Annotated in this window: 12 protein-coding genes and 1 pseudogene; 3 read left to right on the top strand and 10 right to left on the bottom strand. The window is 73.9% G+C overall.

Translation table 11 applies throughout. The features are described from left to right. Together D450_RS30100 and D450_RS0112880 are read right to left on the bottom strand one after the other, a co-directional pair. A pseudogene (locus tag D450_RS30100) lies at window positions 1-329 on the bottom strand (cytochrome P450); the annotation flags it as partial. Continuing rightward, entirely contained in the window at window positions 326-1099 is a 774-nt protein-coding gene (locus D450_RS0112880) for an alpha/beta fold hydrolase (RefSeq protein ID WP_017539080.1), read from the bottom strand. The gene D450_RS0112880 and the pseudogene D450_RS30100, both read right to left, overlap by 4 nt. Before the next feature lie 190 nt (window positions 1100-1289). On the opposite strand from D450_RS0112880, the gene D450_RS0112875 reads away from it, so the two are divergent. Continuing rightward, window positions 1290-2408, top strand: a complete 1119-nt coding sequence (locus D450_RS0112875; RefSeq protein ID WP_017539079.1) for a peptidoglycan recognition protein family protein — start codon at window positions 1290-1292, stop codon at window positions 2406-2408. A gap of 71 nt (window positions 2409-2479) precedes the next feature. Here the strand turns inward: D450_RS0112875 and D450_RS0112870 are convergent, their stop codons facing one another. Beyond that, window positions 2480-2716: a hypothetical protein gene (locus D450_RS0112870; RefSeq protein WP_017539078.1), complete on the bottom strand. Its 237-nt coding sequence runs from the start codon at window positions 2714-2716 to the stop codon at window positions 2480-2482. A 152-nt stretch (window positions 2717-2868) separates the two neighbouring features. Continuing rightward, window positions 2869-3081: a hypothetical protein gene (locus D450_RS0112865; protein WP_017539077.1), complete on the bottom strand. Its 213-nt coding sequence runs from the start codon at window positions 3079-3081 to the stop codon at window positions 2869-2871. A 316-nt stretch (window positions 3082-3397) separates the two neighbouring features. Between D450_RS0112865 and D450_RS0112860 the strand changes: the two genes are divergently transcribed. Then, window positions 3398-3979 (top strand): HhH-GPD-type base excision DNA repair protein, encoded by a 582-nt coding sequence (locus D450_RS0112860; protein WP_026128520.1) that lies wholly within the window; start codon window positions 3398-3400, stop codon window positions 3977-3979. A 66-nt stretch (window positions 3980-4045) separates the two neighbouring features. On the opposite strand, the gene D450_RS0112855 is transcribed toward D450_RS0112860, so the two are convergent. Both D450_RS0112855 and D450_RS0112850 read right to left on the bottom strand, forming a co-directional pair. Further along, window positions 4046-4402 (bottom strand): hypothetical protein, encoded by a 357-nt coding sequence (locus tag D450_RS0112855; RefSeq protein WP_017539075.1) that lies wholly within the window; start codon window positions 4400-4402, stop codon window positions 4046-4048. Window positions 4403-4433: 31 nt separating this feature from the next. Next, entirely contained in the window at window positions 4434-5312 is an 879-nt protein-coding gene (locus D450_RS0112850; RefSeq protein WP_241483140.1) for a hypothetical protein, read from the bottom strand. A gap of 171 nt (window positions 5313-5483) precedes the next feature. On the opposite strand from D450_RS0112850, the gene D450_RS0112845 reads away from it, so the two are divergent. Beyond that, window positions 5484-6290 carry a TNT domain-containing protein gene (locus D450_RS0112845; protein WP_017539073.1) on the top strand — a complete coding sequence of 269 codons (807 nt, stop codon included), beginning with the start codon at window positions 5484-5486 and terminating at the stop codon, window positions 6288-6290. A gap of 108 nt (window positions 6291-6398) precedes the next feature. Here the strand turns inward: D450_RS0112845 and D450_RS0112840 are convergent, their stop codons facing one another. The 4 genes from D450_RS0112840 to D450_RS0112825 form a co-directional block, all read right to left on the bottom strand. Further along, window positions 6399-7904, bottom strand: coding sequence for an Nramp family divalent metal transporter (locus D450_RS0112840; RefSeq protein WP_017539072.1), 1506 nt, complete (start codon window positions 7902-7904; stop codon window positions 6399-6401). A gap of 374 nt (window positions 7905-8278) precedes the next feature. Then, complete coding sequence (locus D450_RS0112835; protein ID WP_017539071.1) at window positions 8279-10429, bottom strand: acetate--CoA ligase family protein; 2151 nt, start codon at window positions 10427-10429, stop codon at window positions 8279-8281. Between the two features lie 3 nt (window positions 10430-10432). Then, on the bottom strand, window positions 10433-11662 hold the full coding sequence (gene frc, locus D450_RS0112830; protein WP_017539070.1) for a formyl-CoA transferase: 1230 nt from the start codon (window positions 11660-11662) through the stop codon (window positions 10433-10435). A gap of 25 nt (window positions 11663-11687) precedes the next feature. Beyond that, window positions 11688-13376, bottom strand: coding sequence for a thiamine pyrophosphate-binding protein (locus D450_RS0112825; RefSeq protein WP_017539069.1), 1689 nt, complete (start codon window positions 13374-13376; stop codon window positions 11688-11690). Window positions 13377-15533: the final 2157 nt, after the last annotated feature.

Here is a 15533-nt window from a genome sequence, read left to right as displayed (position 1 = left end):
GCCCCCCCCCGCCGCAGCCGCATGTGCTCGGGCGGGTCCATGTTCAGGACGGTGCGCCGCAGGAACGGCAGGTCGCCGGGGTCGGGGTCGCGGATCTGGGTGGCCCCGGCGCTGGAGGAGAACACCTGCGGGGTGCGCAGCACGTGCCGCACGTCGGCGTGCCGCGTGACCGCCCAGAACCCGGGCCCGGCCGGCCACCCGTCGACCTCGTGCTCGGCCTGCCAGGACACCGGGGCGGTGTCGCGCAGCTCCCGCAGGGAGCCGTGCGGGACGCCGCCGGCGAACACCCGCGGGTCGAACACGTCCGGCGTGCGCGGGGGAGCGCTCACTCCGCGCCCGCCAGGTGCCGCTCGACCAGGGTGGCCAGCGCCACCGGCACCTCGTCGGCCGGGTAGTGCCCGGCGCCGGAGAGCACCTCGATCCGGGCCGCCGGGTACCAGGCGCCGAAGGTGGGCCGCAGGGCGTCGGCGCCCAGCGCCGGGTCGTGCTCCCCGGCGATCGCCAGGACCGGGACCGGGCTGCCCTCGATCTCCTTGTGGAAGTCGGTGTCGGCCCAGGCCGTGAGGTAGGCGGCGAAGGCGTCGCGGTCCGAGGCGGCCAGCGAGTGCTCCACCACCGCGTCCAGCCACACCCCGGTCAGCCGCTTGCCGGTCGTCATGTCCACGATCGCCCGCCGCAGCGCCGGGTCGTCGGCGGCGCCCTCGAACACCGCCCGCGTCTCGGCGTCGAAGGGCACCCCGGAGGCGGGCACCGGCGCCGCGCCGACCATCGCCCGGACCCGGTCGGGCGCGTCGGCCAGCACCCGCTGCATCACGCTCCCGCCCATCGAGTGGCCGACCAGGGAGAAGCGGTCCCAGCCCAGGGCGTCGGCCAGGTCGAGCACGTCGGCGGCGGCCTCGGCGATGGTGAAGGCGCCCGTCTCGCCCTTGCGGCGGCCGTAGCCGCGGTAGTCGGGGAAGGCGTAGCTGAACGCCCGCCGGTCCAGATGCGGCCACAGGGGCGCCCAGGCCTCACCGGAGCCGAACCACCCGTGCAGTGCGATCACCGGGTGGTCGCCCTCGCCGACGCGGCGGCATCCCTCGGCATGTCCAGCGGCCATCTCGCGTGCCTCCTCGAACGCGCTGTTCCGACGCCTGGAGCCTCGCCCGCGCCGCCCGGCCCGTCAAGGGCCCGGGCCCCTGCGGGCCCTCCCGCCACAGGGGCGCCGCCTGTATCGTGTGCGCGTTCCGCGGGGCACGGGCGCCGGCCCGGGGGACCCCGCGCATTCCCCACACGGACGGAGAAGCCAGGTGAGACGGCGCGAGTTCGTCAAGGCGGGCATCGGCGGCGCGGCGATGGCCGCGGCGGCGGGCGGCACCGCGGCGGCCGAGGGGAGGGCGCCCGAGGGCGCCGGCGTCGGCGCCGAGGGCGTACCCCGGGTCCTGGAGGAGGGCGCACCGGCCGGCCGGGAGGCCGGCGGGCGGTGGGTGCGGCCGGAGATCGGCGTGGAGTACGTGGCCGTCGAGCCGCGCGACGGCGAGGCGGCCGAGGTGCGGTTCGCCACCGCCGGCGGTTCCACCGCGTGGCGCCCGGTCCACGTGCACGGCGGCGGTCCGGACGGCAGCCCGGCGACCACCGCGCTGGCCGCCGCCCCGCCCGGGTGCACCGGGTACCAGGTCCGCGCCGAGGGCGGCGTCGTCCGCAGCGCGGCGCTGAACGTGACGCAGGGGCCGCAGGTGCGCATCGGCGGCCGGCGCGGCGGCGGGCTGCGCGCCGACACCGGGGCCCCGGGCGGCGCCGAGGTCACCTACCTGACCCGCGCGGGCTGGGGCGCCGACGAGTCGCTGCGCTTCGACGGCTCCGGGGAGGAGATCTGGCCGGCCGAGTACTACCCGGTGCAGACCGTCACCGTGCACCACACCGCCGTGGAGACCACCGGCGACCACGCGGCCGACGTGCGGGCGGTGTACCACTACCACGCGGCGACCCAGGGGTGGGGCGACATCGGCTACCACCTGCTCATCGACCCCGAGGGGCGGGTCTACGAGGGGCGCTACTCGGGCGAGGACGGCCTTCCGGTCTTCGCCGAGGAGCCCGCGCCGGGGTCGGCCGAGTCGGTGACGGCCGGCCACGTGTACCTGAGGAACAGCGGCAACATCGGGGTGTGCCTGCTCGGCGACTTCACCGACGCGATGCCCACGGACGCGGCGGTCGACGCCCTGGTCGCGGTGCTGCGGCTGCTGTGCGAGCGGACCGGTGTGCCGCCCAACGGCGAGGTGGAGTACGAGAACCCGGTCAACGGGGAGACGGCGGTGCAGCTCGGCGTGTCGCGGCACCGCGACTGGCTGGCCACCGAGTGCCCGGGGAACACCTTCGCCGCCGCCTTCGACGAGGTGGTCCGCCCGCGCCTGGAGGGCGGATACCGCTGATCCGCGCCCTGACACGGGCAAGGGTCGGGGAGTAGCGCTCCCCGACCCTTGCCGCACTCCGGTGGACGGACTCAGCCGCCGTGGGTGACGCCGGTCTTCTGGCAGGCGTTGTAGTCGCCGGTGACCGACAGGATGTTCAGCGGGCCCTCCCAGTTCCAGGGGGCGATCGCGCAGGGCGCGACGTCGCCGTTGATCAGCGCGTAGCTGTCACCGTCGTCGTGCCCGTGGCCGTAGCCGCCCGCGTAGGCGGGGGCGGCCGCGGTGAACGCGGCGGCGGTCAGGGCGGCGACCGCGAAGGCCTTCTTCATGGTTCTCACTCCAGTTCGTGAATGGTCGAAAAAGTGGCCGGCACGGCAGGCGCCGGGCGGAGTGCGGAGCCGGAAGGGGGTGCGCCTCTCCCGGCTCCGCGCCCGTTCCGCCTCGCAGCGTCCACCGCGCGAAGGCAGCCTCGGGCCGAAGATCAGCCGCCGTGGGTGACGCCGGTCTTCTGGCAGGCGTTGTAGTCGCCGCTGGGCGACAGGATGTTCAGCGGGCCCTCCCAGTTCCACGGCGCCACGGCGCAGGGCAGCACGTCGCCGTTGATCAGCGCGTAGCTGTCGCCGGCGGAGGCCGCGGGCGCGGTGGCCATCAGGGCGCCGGCAGCGACGGCCGCGACCGCGAGGAACTTCTTCACGGGATCTCCTCATACGAGAGACAGGATCAGGGGCGGTCGGCCCCCTTTTGGTCACGACGTACAGTAGCGAATTCAATACCCAGTGTGAAGACCTTGAGGTCGGCGGTGTGTCGGAGACGCCTTGTGCGGCGGGCGAACCGGGACACAGCAGGGCAGGGTGCCGCCGTGGTGAACGGGAATTTCGGCGGACCGAATAACGGCATCGGCGACACGCCGGGACGGAACGGTCGCCCGTTGGCGACCGCGCTCGGGCCGCCGCGTCCCGCCCGGGCGCGGGAGGGCGGTCGGCGGGGCGCGCGGTGGGATGATCGGGGGCATGGAACACGAGCTTCACCTGACCGGGGACGCCGGCGCCGACGGGCTGCTGTCGTCGGACCCGCTGGCGCTGATGATCGGCATGCTCCTGGACCAGCAGGTGGCCATGGAGACGGCCTTCGCCGGGCCGAAGAAGATCGCCGACCGGATGGGGCGCGAGCGCCTCGACGCCGCCGAGATCGCCGGGTACGACCCGGAGGCCTTCGCCGGGCTGTTCTCCCGGACGCCGGCGGTGCACCGGTTCCCCGGGTCGATGGCCAAGCGCGTACAGGCGCTGTGCGGGACGGTCGCCTCCGAGTACGGCGGGCGGGCCGACGCGGTGTGGACCGAGGGGGACCCCGACGGCAAGGAGGTGCTCAAGCGCCTCAAGGCCCTGCCGGGCTACGGCGACCAGAAGGCGCGCATCTTCCTCGCCCTGTTGGGCAAGCGGCTGGAGGTCCGCCCGAAGGGGTGGCGTGAGGCCGCGGGCGCCTACGCCGAGGAGGGGGCGCGCCGCTCGATCGCGGACGTGGTCGACGAGCAGACCCTCAAAGAGGTCCGCGAGACCAAGCGTGCGGCCAAGGCCGCGGCGAAGAAGTCCTGAAGCGGGGCCGGGCGCCCGGCGCATCGGGCGGGGCCGTCCCCTGCACGGGGCGGCCCCGCCCGATGGTCACGCCTCGAAGATGTCCTCGGCCCGCTCGGCGTTCACGGCCGCGAGGAACCAGGTCCTCAGCAACCCGATATCGGAGCACGCCGCGATGCGTGCCCGGACGGCGTGGTCGACCGTCAGCCCCCGCGCAAGCAGGACATCGACGATCGCGGCCGCGCGTGCTTCCGCGCGTGCTTCCGCGAGCCCCGCCGCGTAGCCCTTGGAGTAGTGCTCCTTGGCGAACGGGCTGTAGACGGGCCAGGTGCCGGACGTCGTTCCGCCCTCCAGGGTTCGGTCGACCTGCGGTGGCGCGAGTCGATGGCCGTATTCACAGGGGCCTCGCGCAGGGGGCCTCGCCTTCGCGGGGCGTGCGGGCATCCGTTGTCCCGCCGGGGTGCCCGCTCAGCGGTCAGGCCTCGAAGATGTCCTCGGCCCTGTCCACGGTGAGGGCCGCGATGCTCCAGGCCTTGAGGCGTTCGATGTCGTTGCAGGCGGTGATGCGTGCACGGGTGGCATCGTCGACCGGCAGTCCGCGGGCCTCCAGGAGATCGATGACCGTAGCGGCGCGCTCTGCAGTGCGCCCTTCCTCACGTCCGTCCTCGCGGCCATGGCCGTAGTGGGTCTTGGCGAAGGGGCTGTAGACGGGCCAGGTGCCGGACGTCATTTCGGCCTCCAGTGATTGTTTGACCTGCTGTGACGCGAGTCGATAGGCGTATTCATAGTACTTCGACGAGTCATCGGTTTCGAGCCTGCTCAGCCCCTCCAGGAACGCGGTCAGCACGCTCATGGACGATCCGTGCGCCATGACGCTCAGGGCCGCCAGGGCGGGGTCGTCGGCCACGGTGCCGGCGTCCTCGACCCGGGGGATGTCGTCGGGACCGATCGCCACCGGAGGGTAGCGGTACCCCGGGAGCTCTGTGCCGATCGGTTCGTCGTAGAAGTCGGCCGCGGCCTGGGAAGGGCAGACCACTGCGACGACGGGGGCGCACCTGTGGAACAGCCACAGCGCCGCGGCGTACCGGGCGATCTGGCGGCGCTTCTGCTCCTCCTTCTCGTGTTGGATCTCCACCACCAGGACGCTCGACGGAGCCGAGGGCGAGCCCTGGGTGAAGACGTTGTCGGGATAGAAGTCCCTGGACGGGCGGTCGTTGAGCTCGTTCGACGCCTCTCGGAGGGGGACGTGGGGCCGGATGGCGGCCTCCGCGTTCTTGGCGCACACGAGCCTGGCGACCGTCTGGGGGGATTCGCGGACGAGGTCCTTGACCCCGTCGTGTCGTGGAGATGGCACGTCGCGTAACGATAGAGCGACTTCCCGCGTCGTGCGGGGAAAACGGCCGGATTCACCGGATGGGCGGCGGGAGGCGGGTTGGCCGGGGATCCGCTCCGACGAGTCAATCGCGCTCAGTAGTATGTGCGTTGCTCTGTGTACCTGTAGGACCGGTAGTCGAACGGAGAACGCATGCCCCTGCTCCTCGCACGCTCCCTCGGTGTCGCTTCCTCTCTGGCGCTCGTCTGGGCGGTCGCTCCGGCCGGACCCGCGGCCGCCGCCCCCGCGGACCCGCCGCCGCTCCCCGACTTCGAGAGCCCCTGCCCCGTCGGCGACGCGCCGCCCACGGACGGGGTCCGCGGCCCCCACCTGTGCGGGGACGCCCGCCTCGGACCCGAGGAGATCCCGGAAGAGGGCGTGGTCGGCGACCTCGTGGAGGACTACGACCGGCTCGGCCGGCTCAACCCCGTGGCCTTCCTCGCCCGGCACTGGGAGCGCGGTGTCGACCCCGACACGGGGGAGCCCCGGGAGGGCTGGGACTACCCGCCCCACGAAGGTTTCGAGGTCGTCGACGGCGAACCGGTCAAGGAGGTCGAGACCCTCGCCGAAGGCGAGGTGCTGGACCGCTTCGGCTCCCCCTGGGGGAGCTACCTCGCGCCCGCGGGCGCCCCCTTCGCCCAGCGTTCCCTTCCGCCCGACGCCCTCAACACCTGGGAAGGCGGAGCCGAGCACAACTACCTGTGCTATGTGGTGGACGAGCCCTTCGAGGCCCAGGTCGGCCCCATCGCCCCCGCGTTCGAGCAGCCGGGCGGCGGTGAGCAGGTCCTCCTCGATCCCGCCCTGGTCCCCGAGGCCGAAGGCGACGACGTGCTGGGCGCCGACTCCCTGGTCGAGTGGGGCTACATCGACGAGCGCCCGGCCGAGGACTGCGCCCCCGACGACGCCGACCGCGGCGACGGCGCTGACGACGCCCACGGCGCCGCCGCAGCCGGGGCCTGAGCAGGGGCCGCCCGGGAGCGGCGAAGGCGCCCGGCCGGCGGGCGAGTGCCGGTCGGGCGCCTTCGGCCGGGCCGTCGCATCCGGCGGCCGGTCAGTGGAACGGGCGGCTCACACGAAGAACTCGGTGTACAGGAAGAACAGGCTCACCGCCGCCAGGCCGATCATGCCGGCCCAGGCCCAGCCCATCATGAAGCGGGACGGCAGGTGCTCGCGCTCCTCCCCGGTGAAGTCCTTCAGCGCGCGGATGTTCAGCCAGAACAGCACCGGCGCGAAGAACAGCGCCAGCACCGAGGCGATCTGCACCACCAGGATCGGCTCGGGCATCCCGAAGATGATCGCGGCGCCCGCGACCACCCACAGCACCTGGAACCCCCGGTAGAGCAGCTTGCGGGTGGACGGGGAGTCCCACGCCTTGCGGATCCGCACGCAGCACTCCTCGAACACCCGGGCCTGGCCGTCGAAGTAGGTGAAGACCGTGGACCACAGCGCGGCCACGCCCCCGGCGATGATCACCGGGAAGATCCACACGCCGAAGGTGTCGGTGTAGATCCGGGCGATGGTCGAGCCCATCTCCTGCGACTCGGGCACCAGCCCCAGGGGGTTGAGCACCACCGCGCCCACGATCAAAAACGCCATGCCGGTCAGCGCCGAGACGACGTAGGAGATGTTCATGTCGCGGCGCATCAGCTTCAGGTGGTTGCGCAGGTAGCCCGGAGCGACCTCGACGCGGTGGCCCTGCGCGCGCAGCTCGCGCACCCGCACCATGCCGCTCTTCTTGTCCACCGCCCAGTTGGACTGCATGGGGGCGACCTCGACGGTGGTGGGGAAGTACCCCCACATCGCGCTGAACAGCAGCATCGCCCCGGCGGGCGGCAGGGCGGGCGCCAGGCGCGCCAGGTACTCGCCGGGCGGCGGCGACTGCAGCAGGAACGCCAGGATCACCGCGGCGGCGAAGACGATGATCGCCACCTTCACCACGACCTCCAGGGCCTGGTACCGGCCGGCCCACAGGACGCCCACGCACGAGACCAGCACCACCATCGCCCACGCCTGCAGGGGCAGGAACGGGAACGCGGCCCACAGCATCGCCGCACACCCCAGGGCGCGGCCCGCGATGCCGAAGGTGTTGACCAGGGACTGCCCGCCCAGGTACCACAGCGGCCACATCCCGCGCCCGGTGCCGACGCGCTCGTAGGCCTCCATGATGCTCTCGCCGCGCACCAGGGTGTAGCGGTGCGCGAACTCGAACGCGCAGTACTTCATGATGTAGGCGAACGGGATCACCCACAGCAGGGCGTAGCCGAACTGCGCCCCGGCCGTGGGGCCGTGCATGATGTGGCTGGCGCCGATGCCGGTCATCGCCGCGGCGATGCCGGGCCCCATCGCCTTCCAGGTGTCGCGCACGCCGGTGCCGGGGGCCTCCAGGCGGATCGGCGGCGCCTCGGCGGTCGCGGAGGGCTCGGGGGATCGCGCGTCGCCGTCCGCATCGGCGGGCGGACGGGGACGGGGGACGTAGGGCGCCTCGGCCTCGGGCCCGGGCGCGTGCGGCTGGTCGGCGGCGCTCGCGGCGCCGTCCTCGGGTACTCCGCCAGGTGCTCTACCGGCTGGATCCATGGGGTCGACTCCTTGGACGACAGTGCGGATGCGGGCGGGAAGCACAGCCCCCATCAGCCCCCTTGGAACGCCATGGGTCGTTGCTCTCGTACGTGGCCGTCTCCTGCGGTCGGGGGTGGTCGGGTCGGTCGGGGCCGCCGGCGGTGCGGCCGGTGCCCCGGGGCGCGGATGGCGGACCGCGGCTCGGGGCGCGTGTCAGCGGTGGTGGCCGGGTATCGTGTCGGTCGGAGGCGGTCCGGGGAGGAAGGGCCGCCCGTGGCGGGCGGGACGGATGCGAAGGATCCTGCGCCCCGGGGCGCGGCCCGGTCAAGCCGCGCCCCGTCGCCGTTCCCCCGGTTCCGTCCCGAGCGGCCCCTCCGGCCGGCGCTGCGCGCTCAGAGGAGGCCGGCGGCCCGGGCCCACCGGTACTTGGCGCCCAGCACCTGTACCGGCATCTCGGTGGTGTAGGGGTAGGCGGCCACCCCGTGCTCGAACAGGTGGGCGCACGCGGCCTCGACCTCGGTGTCACCGGACAGCGAGGCCACCACCGGCTTGTCGATGCCCTCGGCCCGCGCGCGCGTCACCACGTCGGCCACCAGCTCGGCGAAGACCATCGGAGGAGTGACGATGGTGTGCCAGTAGCCCAGCACCAGCGCGTGCACCCGCGGGTCCTCAAGGCCCAGCCGGATGGTCTTCTCATAGGTGGACGGGGGCTCGCCCCCGGTGATGTCCACCGGGTTCCCCGCGGCGCCGAACGGGGGGATGAAGGCGCGGAACGCCTCGTCCAGGTCCGGCGGGATCTCATAGAGCGACATGCCGTTGTCCACGACCGCGTCGGACAGCAGCACGCCCGAACCGCCGGCCCCCGTGATGATCACGACGTTCTCGCCCTGCGGGGCCGGCAGCACCGGCAGCGCCCTTCCGTACTCCAACAGCTCCCGCAGGCCCGGCGCGCGGACCACGCCCGCCTGCCGCAGGATGTCGTCGTAGACCTTGTCGTCCCCGGCGAGCGCCCCGGTGTGCGACCCCGCCGCCTTCGCCCCGGCCGAGGTCCGCCCGGCCTTGAGCACCACCACCGGCTTGCGGGGCACCACCTCGCGCGCGGCCTCGACGAACGCCCGGCCGTCCTTGAGGTCCTCCAGGTGCATCGCCACGGCGCGCGTGTTGTCGTCGGAACCGAAGAACGTCAGCAGGTCGTCCTCGTCGATGTCGGCCTTGTTGCCCACGCCCACGATCGCCGACACCCCGGTGCCGGTGCTGCGGCTGAAGCCCAGGATGGCCATGCCGATGCCCCCGGACTGGGAGGTCAGGGCGGTGCCGCCGGAGACGTCGTAGGGGGTGCAGAAGGTCGCTGACAGGTTCTCGGGCGTGTAGTAGTAGCCGTAGATGTTGGGGCCCAGCAGCCGCACCCCGTGCCGCCGCGCGACCGCCAGGACCTCGTCCTGCAGGTCCTGGCGGCCGGTCTCGGCGAAACCGGAGGGGATCAGCACGGCGCCCGCCGCGCCCTTGGCGCCGACCTCCTCCAGCGCCCCGGCCACGAACTGGGCCGGGATGGCGAACACCGCGACGTCGATCCCGCCGGGGATGTCGCCCACCGAGGCGTAGGCCCGCCTGCCGTAGACCTCGTCGGCCTTGGGGTTGACCGGGTACACCTCGCCCGCGTACCCGCCGTCGACGATGTTGCGCATCACCGAGTTGCCGATCTTGCCGGCCTCGTTGGAGGCGCCGACCACCGCGATCGACCGGGGGCGGAACATGCGCTCCATCGCCGACTGGATCTCCTCGCGCCCGAACCGCGGGGGCGGCTCCGGCGGGTCGAAGTCCAGCACGAACCGCAGGTCGGCGGCGATCGCGCCGGAGGCGGAGGCGAAGACCGGGTTCAGGTCGGCCTCGGCGATCTCGGGGAAGTCGGTGACCAGCTCCGACAGGCGCACCAGCAGGTCGGCCAGGGCACCGCGGTCCACCGCCGCGCCGCCGCGCACCCCGTCCAGGACCTCGGCGGCGCGGATGGAGCCGATCTGCTCCAGCGCCTCCTCGCGGGTCAGCGGCGCCAGCCGGAACGCGGCGTCCTTGACCACCTCGACCAGCACACCGCCCAGGCCGAACACCGCGATCTTGCCGAAGGTGGGGTCGGTGGCGGCGCCGATCAGCACCTCGGTGCCCCCGGCCACCTGCCGCTGCAGCTGCACGCCGTCGATGCGGGCTCCGGGGTCGTAGGCGCGCGCCGCGGCGGTGATGCGGGTGTAGGCCTCCTTGACCGCCTGCGGGGAGTCCAGGCCCACCTCCACCCCGCCGGCGTCGGTCTTGTGCAGGATGTCGGGGGAGACGATCTTGGCCACCACGGGCAGGCCCAGCTCCACGGCCAGGGACACCGCATCGTCGGCCGAGGAGGCCACCGCCTCGCCGGGAACGGCGATGCCGTAGGCCTCGGCCAGCGCCTTGCCCTCGGGGGCGGTCAGTGCGGTGCGGCCCTCGGCGCGCGCCCGGTCCAGCACCGCGCGCACGGCGGCGCGGCCGCGTCCGGGAGAAGAGGGGGAGGGGGACATCGGTCAGATCACTCCGTTCGATGCGAGGTGGGCGATCTCCTCGTCGGAAAGGCCCAGCTCCGCGCCGTAGACGTCGGCGTTGTGCTCGCCCAGCAGCGGCGAGCGCGCCACGTCGGCCGCGGAGTCCGACAGGCGGATGGGCAGGCCCACCGTGGTGTAGCCGCCGCGCTCCGGGTGCTCGACGTCGGTGACGATGCCGTTGGCCCGCAGCGTGGGGTCCTCGATGATCTCCTTGGTGGACAGGATCGGGCCGCAGGGGATGCCGCGCTCGGTGAGCTTGCCCAGCACCTCCCACTTGGGCAGGCGCGCGGACCACTCCTCGATGATCCCGAAGGCCTTGTCCAGCTTGTCCAGCCGCGCCTCGGGGGTGGCCCACTCGGGGTCCTCGGCCAGCTCCGGGCGGCCGGCCAGCTCGGCCAGGTGCGCCCAGCCCTGCGGCTGGATGATGACGTAGACGTAGTCGTTGGGGCCGCCGGGGGCGGTGCGCACCGCCCAGCCCGGCTGTCCGCCGCCCGAGGCGTTGCCCGAGCGCGGCACCTCGTCGCCGAACTCGGAGTTGGGGTACTCCTTGAGCGCCCCGTGCGCCAGGCGCTGCTGGTCGCGCAGCTTGACCCGGCACAGGTTGAGCACCGCGTCCTGCATGGCCACCTCGACCCGCTGGCCCCGGCCGGTGGAGGTGCGCTGGTAGAGCGCGGCCAGGATGCCGGCGACGGTGTGCATCCCGGTGCCCGAGTCGCCGATCTGCGCCCCGGTGGCCAGCGGCGGGCCGGAGTCGAAGCCCGTGGTGCTCATCGACCCGCCCATCGCCTGGGCGATGACCTCGTAGGCCTTGAAGTCGGCGTAGGCGCCCGGGCCGAAGCCCTTGATGGAGGCGTAGACCAGGCGCGGGTTGGCCCCGCGCAGCACCTCCCAGGTGAACCCCATCCGGTCCAGCGCGCCCGGGGCGAAGTTCTCCACCAGCACGTCGCTGCGCCGGACCAGGTCGAGGAAGATCCGCTTGCCCTCCTCGGACTTGGTGTTGAGGGTGATGCTGCGCTTGTTGGAGTTCAGCATCGTGAAGTACAGGCTGTCGGCGTCGGGCAGGTCCCGCAGCTGGCGGCGGGTGATGTCGCCGGAGGGGGCCTCCAGCTTGACCACGTCCGCGCCGAGCCACGCCAGGATCTGCGTCGCCGAGGGGCCCGACTGCACGTGCGTCATGTCGAGCACGCGGACCCCGTCGAGTGCCTTGCTCATGGCCGAGTCTCCCTTCGGGGCCGGATCACTTGTACATGGTCTGGTTCATCGTCCCGGGGGCGTAGACCTCCGGATCGATCCAGACGTTGATGAGCGAGGGCTTGCCGGACTCGCGCGCGCGGCGCAGCGCGGGGCCGATCTCGGAGGGGTCGTGGACCTCCTCGCCGTAGCCGCCGAGCATCCGGGCGAACTCGGAGTAGCGCACGTCGCCCAGGGTGTTGCCGATCTCGCCGCGGTCGGCGCCGTACTTGGCGATCTGGCCGTAGCGGATCTGGTTCATCGAGGAGTTGTTGCCGACCACACCCACGAACGGCAGGCCGAAGCGGACCATCGTCTCGAAGTCCCAGCCGGTGAGGCTGAAGGCGCCGTCCCCGAAGAGCGCCACGATCTCCTTGTCGGGCCGGGCGTACTTTGCGGCCATCGCGAAGGGGACGCCCACGCCGAGCGTGCCCAGCGGCCCCGGGTCCAGCCAGTGGCCGGGGGACTTGGGCTGGACCACCTGGCCGGAGAACGTGACGATGTCGCCGCCGTCGCCGATGTACATGGAGTCCTCGGTGAGGAAGTCGTTGATCTCCGAGACCAGGCGGTAGGGGTGGATGGGGGTGGCGTCGGAGGTGAAGAGCGAGGCGCGCTCATTGCGGGTCTTGGCCTCCACGGCGCGCAGCTCCTCCAGCCACGCCTTGCGCCCCTGGGCGCCGGTGTCCTTGAACCCTGAGGCGGCCTGCAGGACCGCCGACAGGACGGTCTCGGGGTCGCCGACGATCCCCAGGTCGACGTCGCGGTTCTTGCCGACCGTCGTGTAGGACATGTCGATCTGCACCACGGCCGCGTCGTGCGACAGGCGCTTGCCGTAGCCCATCCGGAAGTCGAACGGCGTACCCACGATGATGATGAGGTCGGACTCGCGGAAGGCGTGCCGCCGGGAGAGCTGGAAGTGGTGGGGGTCCCCGGGCGGAAGGGTGCCGCGGCCGGCCCCGTTCATGAAGGCGGGGACGTTGAGCGAGCGCACCAGGTCGGCTGCGGTGTCGGTGGCCCTGGCGGTCCACACCTGCCCGCCCAGGAGGATGCTGGGGCGCTCGGAGCGGACCAGGAGCTCGGTGAGGCGTTCGATCGCCGCGGGGTCGCCCGCCTGGCGGCCCGAGGCGCGGTAGTGGCCCGCCTGGGGGATGCGGGCGCTCTCCAGGGGGACGCGCGCGTCGAGGACGTCCCGCGGGATCTCCAGGAAGGCGGGCCCGGGGGCGCCGTTGTGCGCCTCGCGGAAGGCCATGGAGACCATGTCGGCGACGCGCTCGGTGTGCGGCACGGTCGCGGCGAACTTGGAGATCGGCGCGATCATGTCGACGTGCGGGAGGTCCTGCAGGGAGCCCATCTTGTGCTGGCTCAGTGCGCCCTGGCCGCCGATGACGAGCAGGGGGCTCTCCGCGCGGTAGGCGTTGGCGATGCCGGTGACGGCGTCGGTGGTGCCGGGGCCGGCGGTGACCACGGCGCATCCGGGGCGGCCGGTGACCCGGGCGTACCCGTCCGCGGCGTGCGCGGCGACCTGCTCGTGGCGGACGTCGATGACGTCGATGCCCTCGTCGGCGCAGCCGTCGTAGATGTCGATGATGTGTCCGCCGCAAAGGGTGAAGACCACGTCCACGCCCTCGGATTTGAGGGCCTTGGCCACCAGGTGGCCGCCGGAGATCGAGGTCCCCTCGCCGGTGTCGTTGCTCATGGAGGGATGCGCTCCTCACTCGTCGGTGCCGATCGAGGCGTCCGAATACTGCATACAGTATGTGCTTCTTTGCTACATCAGCTTGCGTCCGCTGTCCAGGACCCATGGCCCGCCGATCTCGGTCACGGGAGGCCGAGGGGGTGAAGACGCCGGAAGGGTGCGGGGGCGGGAGGGCGCCCCTGCGGGCGCAGCCGCAGGAGCCCTCCGCAGGGGAGCCGCCCTGGAGGCGCTGCCGGGGGAGGGGAAGGGGAAAGGGAGGCCCGGTCGGTGGATCCGCCCCGGCGGGGGCTGAGGGCCCCGTCGCTCGGCGCGACTCGCCGGCGGGGCGCCGTTCCCGCCCCGCATCGAGAGGCGTCGGCGGCCGTGAGCCACCTGCACCTGCGGCCCCTGCGGGCGGCGGACCGGGTGCGGGCGGGCGGTGGGCCCCGGCGCCACCGTGCCTCCGTCTTCCCCGTTCTGGTGTCCTGCCCTTCACACCGCCGTGCGGTGCACCGGGGGCAGGGTCCTGGTGGGGACCGGGCGCCGGAGGCNGGGCCCGCCGCGACGGCCCCCGCGGCCGCGACACCGATCAGCGCCGCGTCGCCGGCCGGTGGGCCCCAGGCGATGAGCGCGGCGGCGCCGCCGACGCCCAGAAGGCCGCCCGCCCCCTTCGCGCTGTAGACCAGGCCGTGGATGCGGGCCGAGCCGCGCACCCCGAAGTAGTCCTCGGCGAGGGCGCGGGTGAGCGGATAGCAGGCGCCCCCGCCGAGGCCGGCGGGCGCCGCGAACAGCGCGAGCGCGACGGGGGAGGCCGCCGCCAGCGCCCCGGCCATCCCCAGGTGGGCGAGGGCCCCGCAGGCCAGTGCCGCCGCGAGCACCCGTCGGCGGTCGCCGCGCTCGGCCCAGCGCCCGGCGGCGATGCGGCCGAGCCCGCTGGAGGCGATGAGCGCGGCCATGGCTGCGGCGACGGCGCCGGGGGCGAACCCGGAGGCGCTCAGCAGCAGGGGCAGGGCCGCCAGGTCGAACAGGGCGGCGGCCCCCGCGCCCGCGACGACGGCGTGCAGCGCCGGAAGGGCGCCGCTGCGCCAGGCCTCGGCCGGGGTGTGGTCGCGGGCGGCCGCCGGACCGGCGCGCGGGCGCAGGGCCCAGGTGCGCGGGTCGGTCTGCGGCGGCCACCAGTCGTCCGGCGGGAGGGTGAGCCGCCGGCCGCAGACCGCGCCGACCAGGGCGACGGCGGCGGCGAGCACCGCGCAGACCGCGGGCAGGGACGCGGCGCCGAGCCCGAACGGGGCGGCCGCGGCCAAGGGGACGGTGCCCAGGGCGAAGGCGGCGCCGGTGAAGGCGGTGTGCCACGTGGGGCGCTCGGGGTACCAGGCGGCGGCGAGGTGGACGCACGAGTGGTAGACCAGCCCGGCGCCGATCCCGCCCGCGACGCCGTAGCCGAGCAGCGTCCAGCCCAGGCCGGGCGCGAAGCCGAGCGTGAGCAGGGCCAGGCAGGCGAGGACGGCCCCGATCGGGACGGCGGTCCGCGGCGGGAGCAGGCCCGCCGCGCGCAGTCGGGCGGCGGGTGCGGCGCACCCGGCCTGGACGAGCGCCCACAGGGCGAACGGCAGCAGCGCCGCGCCGGGCTGCCATCCGTGCGCGGCGGCGATGGCGGGAACGGCGGTGCCGTAGCCGAACTGGAGCACCCCGACCGAGGCCAGTGCGGCGGCCGCGAAGCCGAGCAGGCGGGGGCGGTCGCACCCGGCGAGGTCCCGTGCGGCGGGTCCGACCCGGTAGCGCCGCCCGGCCCAGTCGCGGCAGACCCCGGTCGGGGGCGGGGCATAGGGCGAAGGCAGGTGGCCGCCCCGGTCGGTGAGGGGCGGCGACGGGGTGGGGTTCATGGATCACCTCCCGTAGTGCATACAGTATGCATAGCGATGGCCCTCCTGCCTAGAGATGTGCAGGAGGTGGTGGGCCGACGTCCGGGCGCCCCCCCCGGCGGTCGGCCGGGAACCCTGTCGGATGCCGGCGCAGTGCGGGGAGTCGGCGGCGGCGAAGGTCGGCGGACCTCGCCGCAGCGCTCCCGGGTGCCGGGCGCGCGGATGGCCACCGGAGCAGGCGGCGACGGCGCAGCTGGTGCTCCGCCCACGGCTGCTTGCCGGGCGCCGGGTCCGCGCTGGTCGGGTGGGAGGCGGC

Origin of the sequence: Nocardiopsis halophila DSM 44494, from assembly GCF_000341245.1 — a bacterium.
GTDB lineage: Bacteria > Actinomycetota > Actinomycetes > Streptosporangiales > Streptosporangiaceae > Nocardiopsis_A > Nocardiopsis_A halophila.
Note: the sequence above shows the minus strand (reverse complement) of the source record. Positions and strands in the feature narration are given on the sequence as shown.

Excerpts from the sequence above, each read along its gene's own strand:
- D450_RS0112825 (WP_017539069.1), bottom strand. The coding sequence starts at position 13,376 with ATGAGCAACGACACCGGCGAGGGGACCTCGATCTCCGGCGGCCACCTG.
- D450_RS0112835 (WP_017539071.1), bottom strand. The coding sequence starts at position 10,429 with ATGTCCCCCTCCCCCTCTTCTCCCGGACGCGGCCGCGCCGCCGTGCGC.
- D450_RS0112870 (WP_017539078.1), bottom strand. The coding sequence starts at position 2,716 with ATGAAGAAGGCCTTCGCGGTCGCCGCCCTGACCGCCGCCGCGTTCACC.
- D450_RS0112860 (WP_026128520.1), top strand. The coding sequence starts at position 3,398 with ATGGAACACGAGCTTCACCTGACCGGGGACGCCGGCGCCGACGGGCTG.
- D450_RS0112840 (WP_017539072.1), bottom strand. The coding sequence starts at position 7,904 with ATGGATCCAGCCGGTAGAGCACCTGGCGGAGTACCCGAGGACGGCGCC.
- D450_RS0112845 (WP_017539073.1), top strand. The coding sequence starts at position 5,484 with ATGCCCCTGCTCCTCGCACGCTCCCTCGGTGTCGCTTCCTCTCTGGCG.
- D450_RS0112880 (WP_017539080.1), bottom strand. The coding sequence starts at position 1,099 with ATGGCCGCTGGACATGCCGAGGGATGCCGCCGCGTCGGCGAGGGCGAC.
- D450_RS0112855 (WP_017539075.1), bottom strand. The coding sequence starts at position 4,402 with ATGCCCGCACGCCCCGCGAAGGCGAGGCCCCCTGCGCGAGGCCCCTGT.
- frc (WP_017539070.1), bottom strand. The coding sequence starts at position 11,662 with ATGAGCAAGGCACTCGACGGGGTCCGCGTGCTCGACATGACGCACGTG.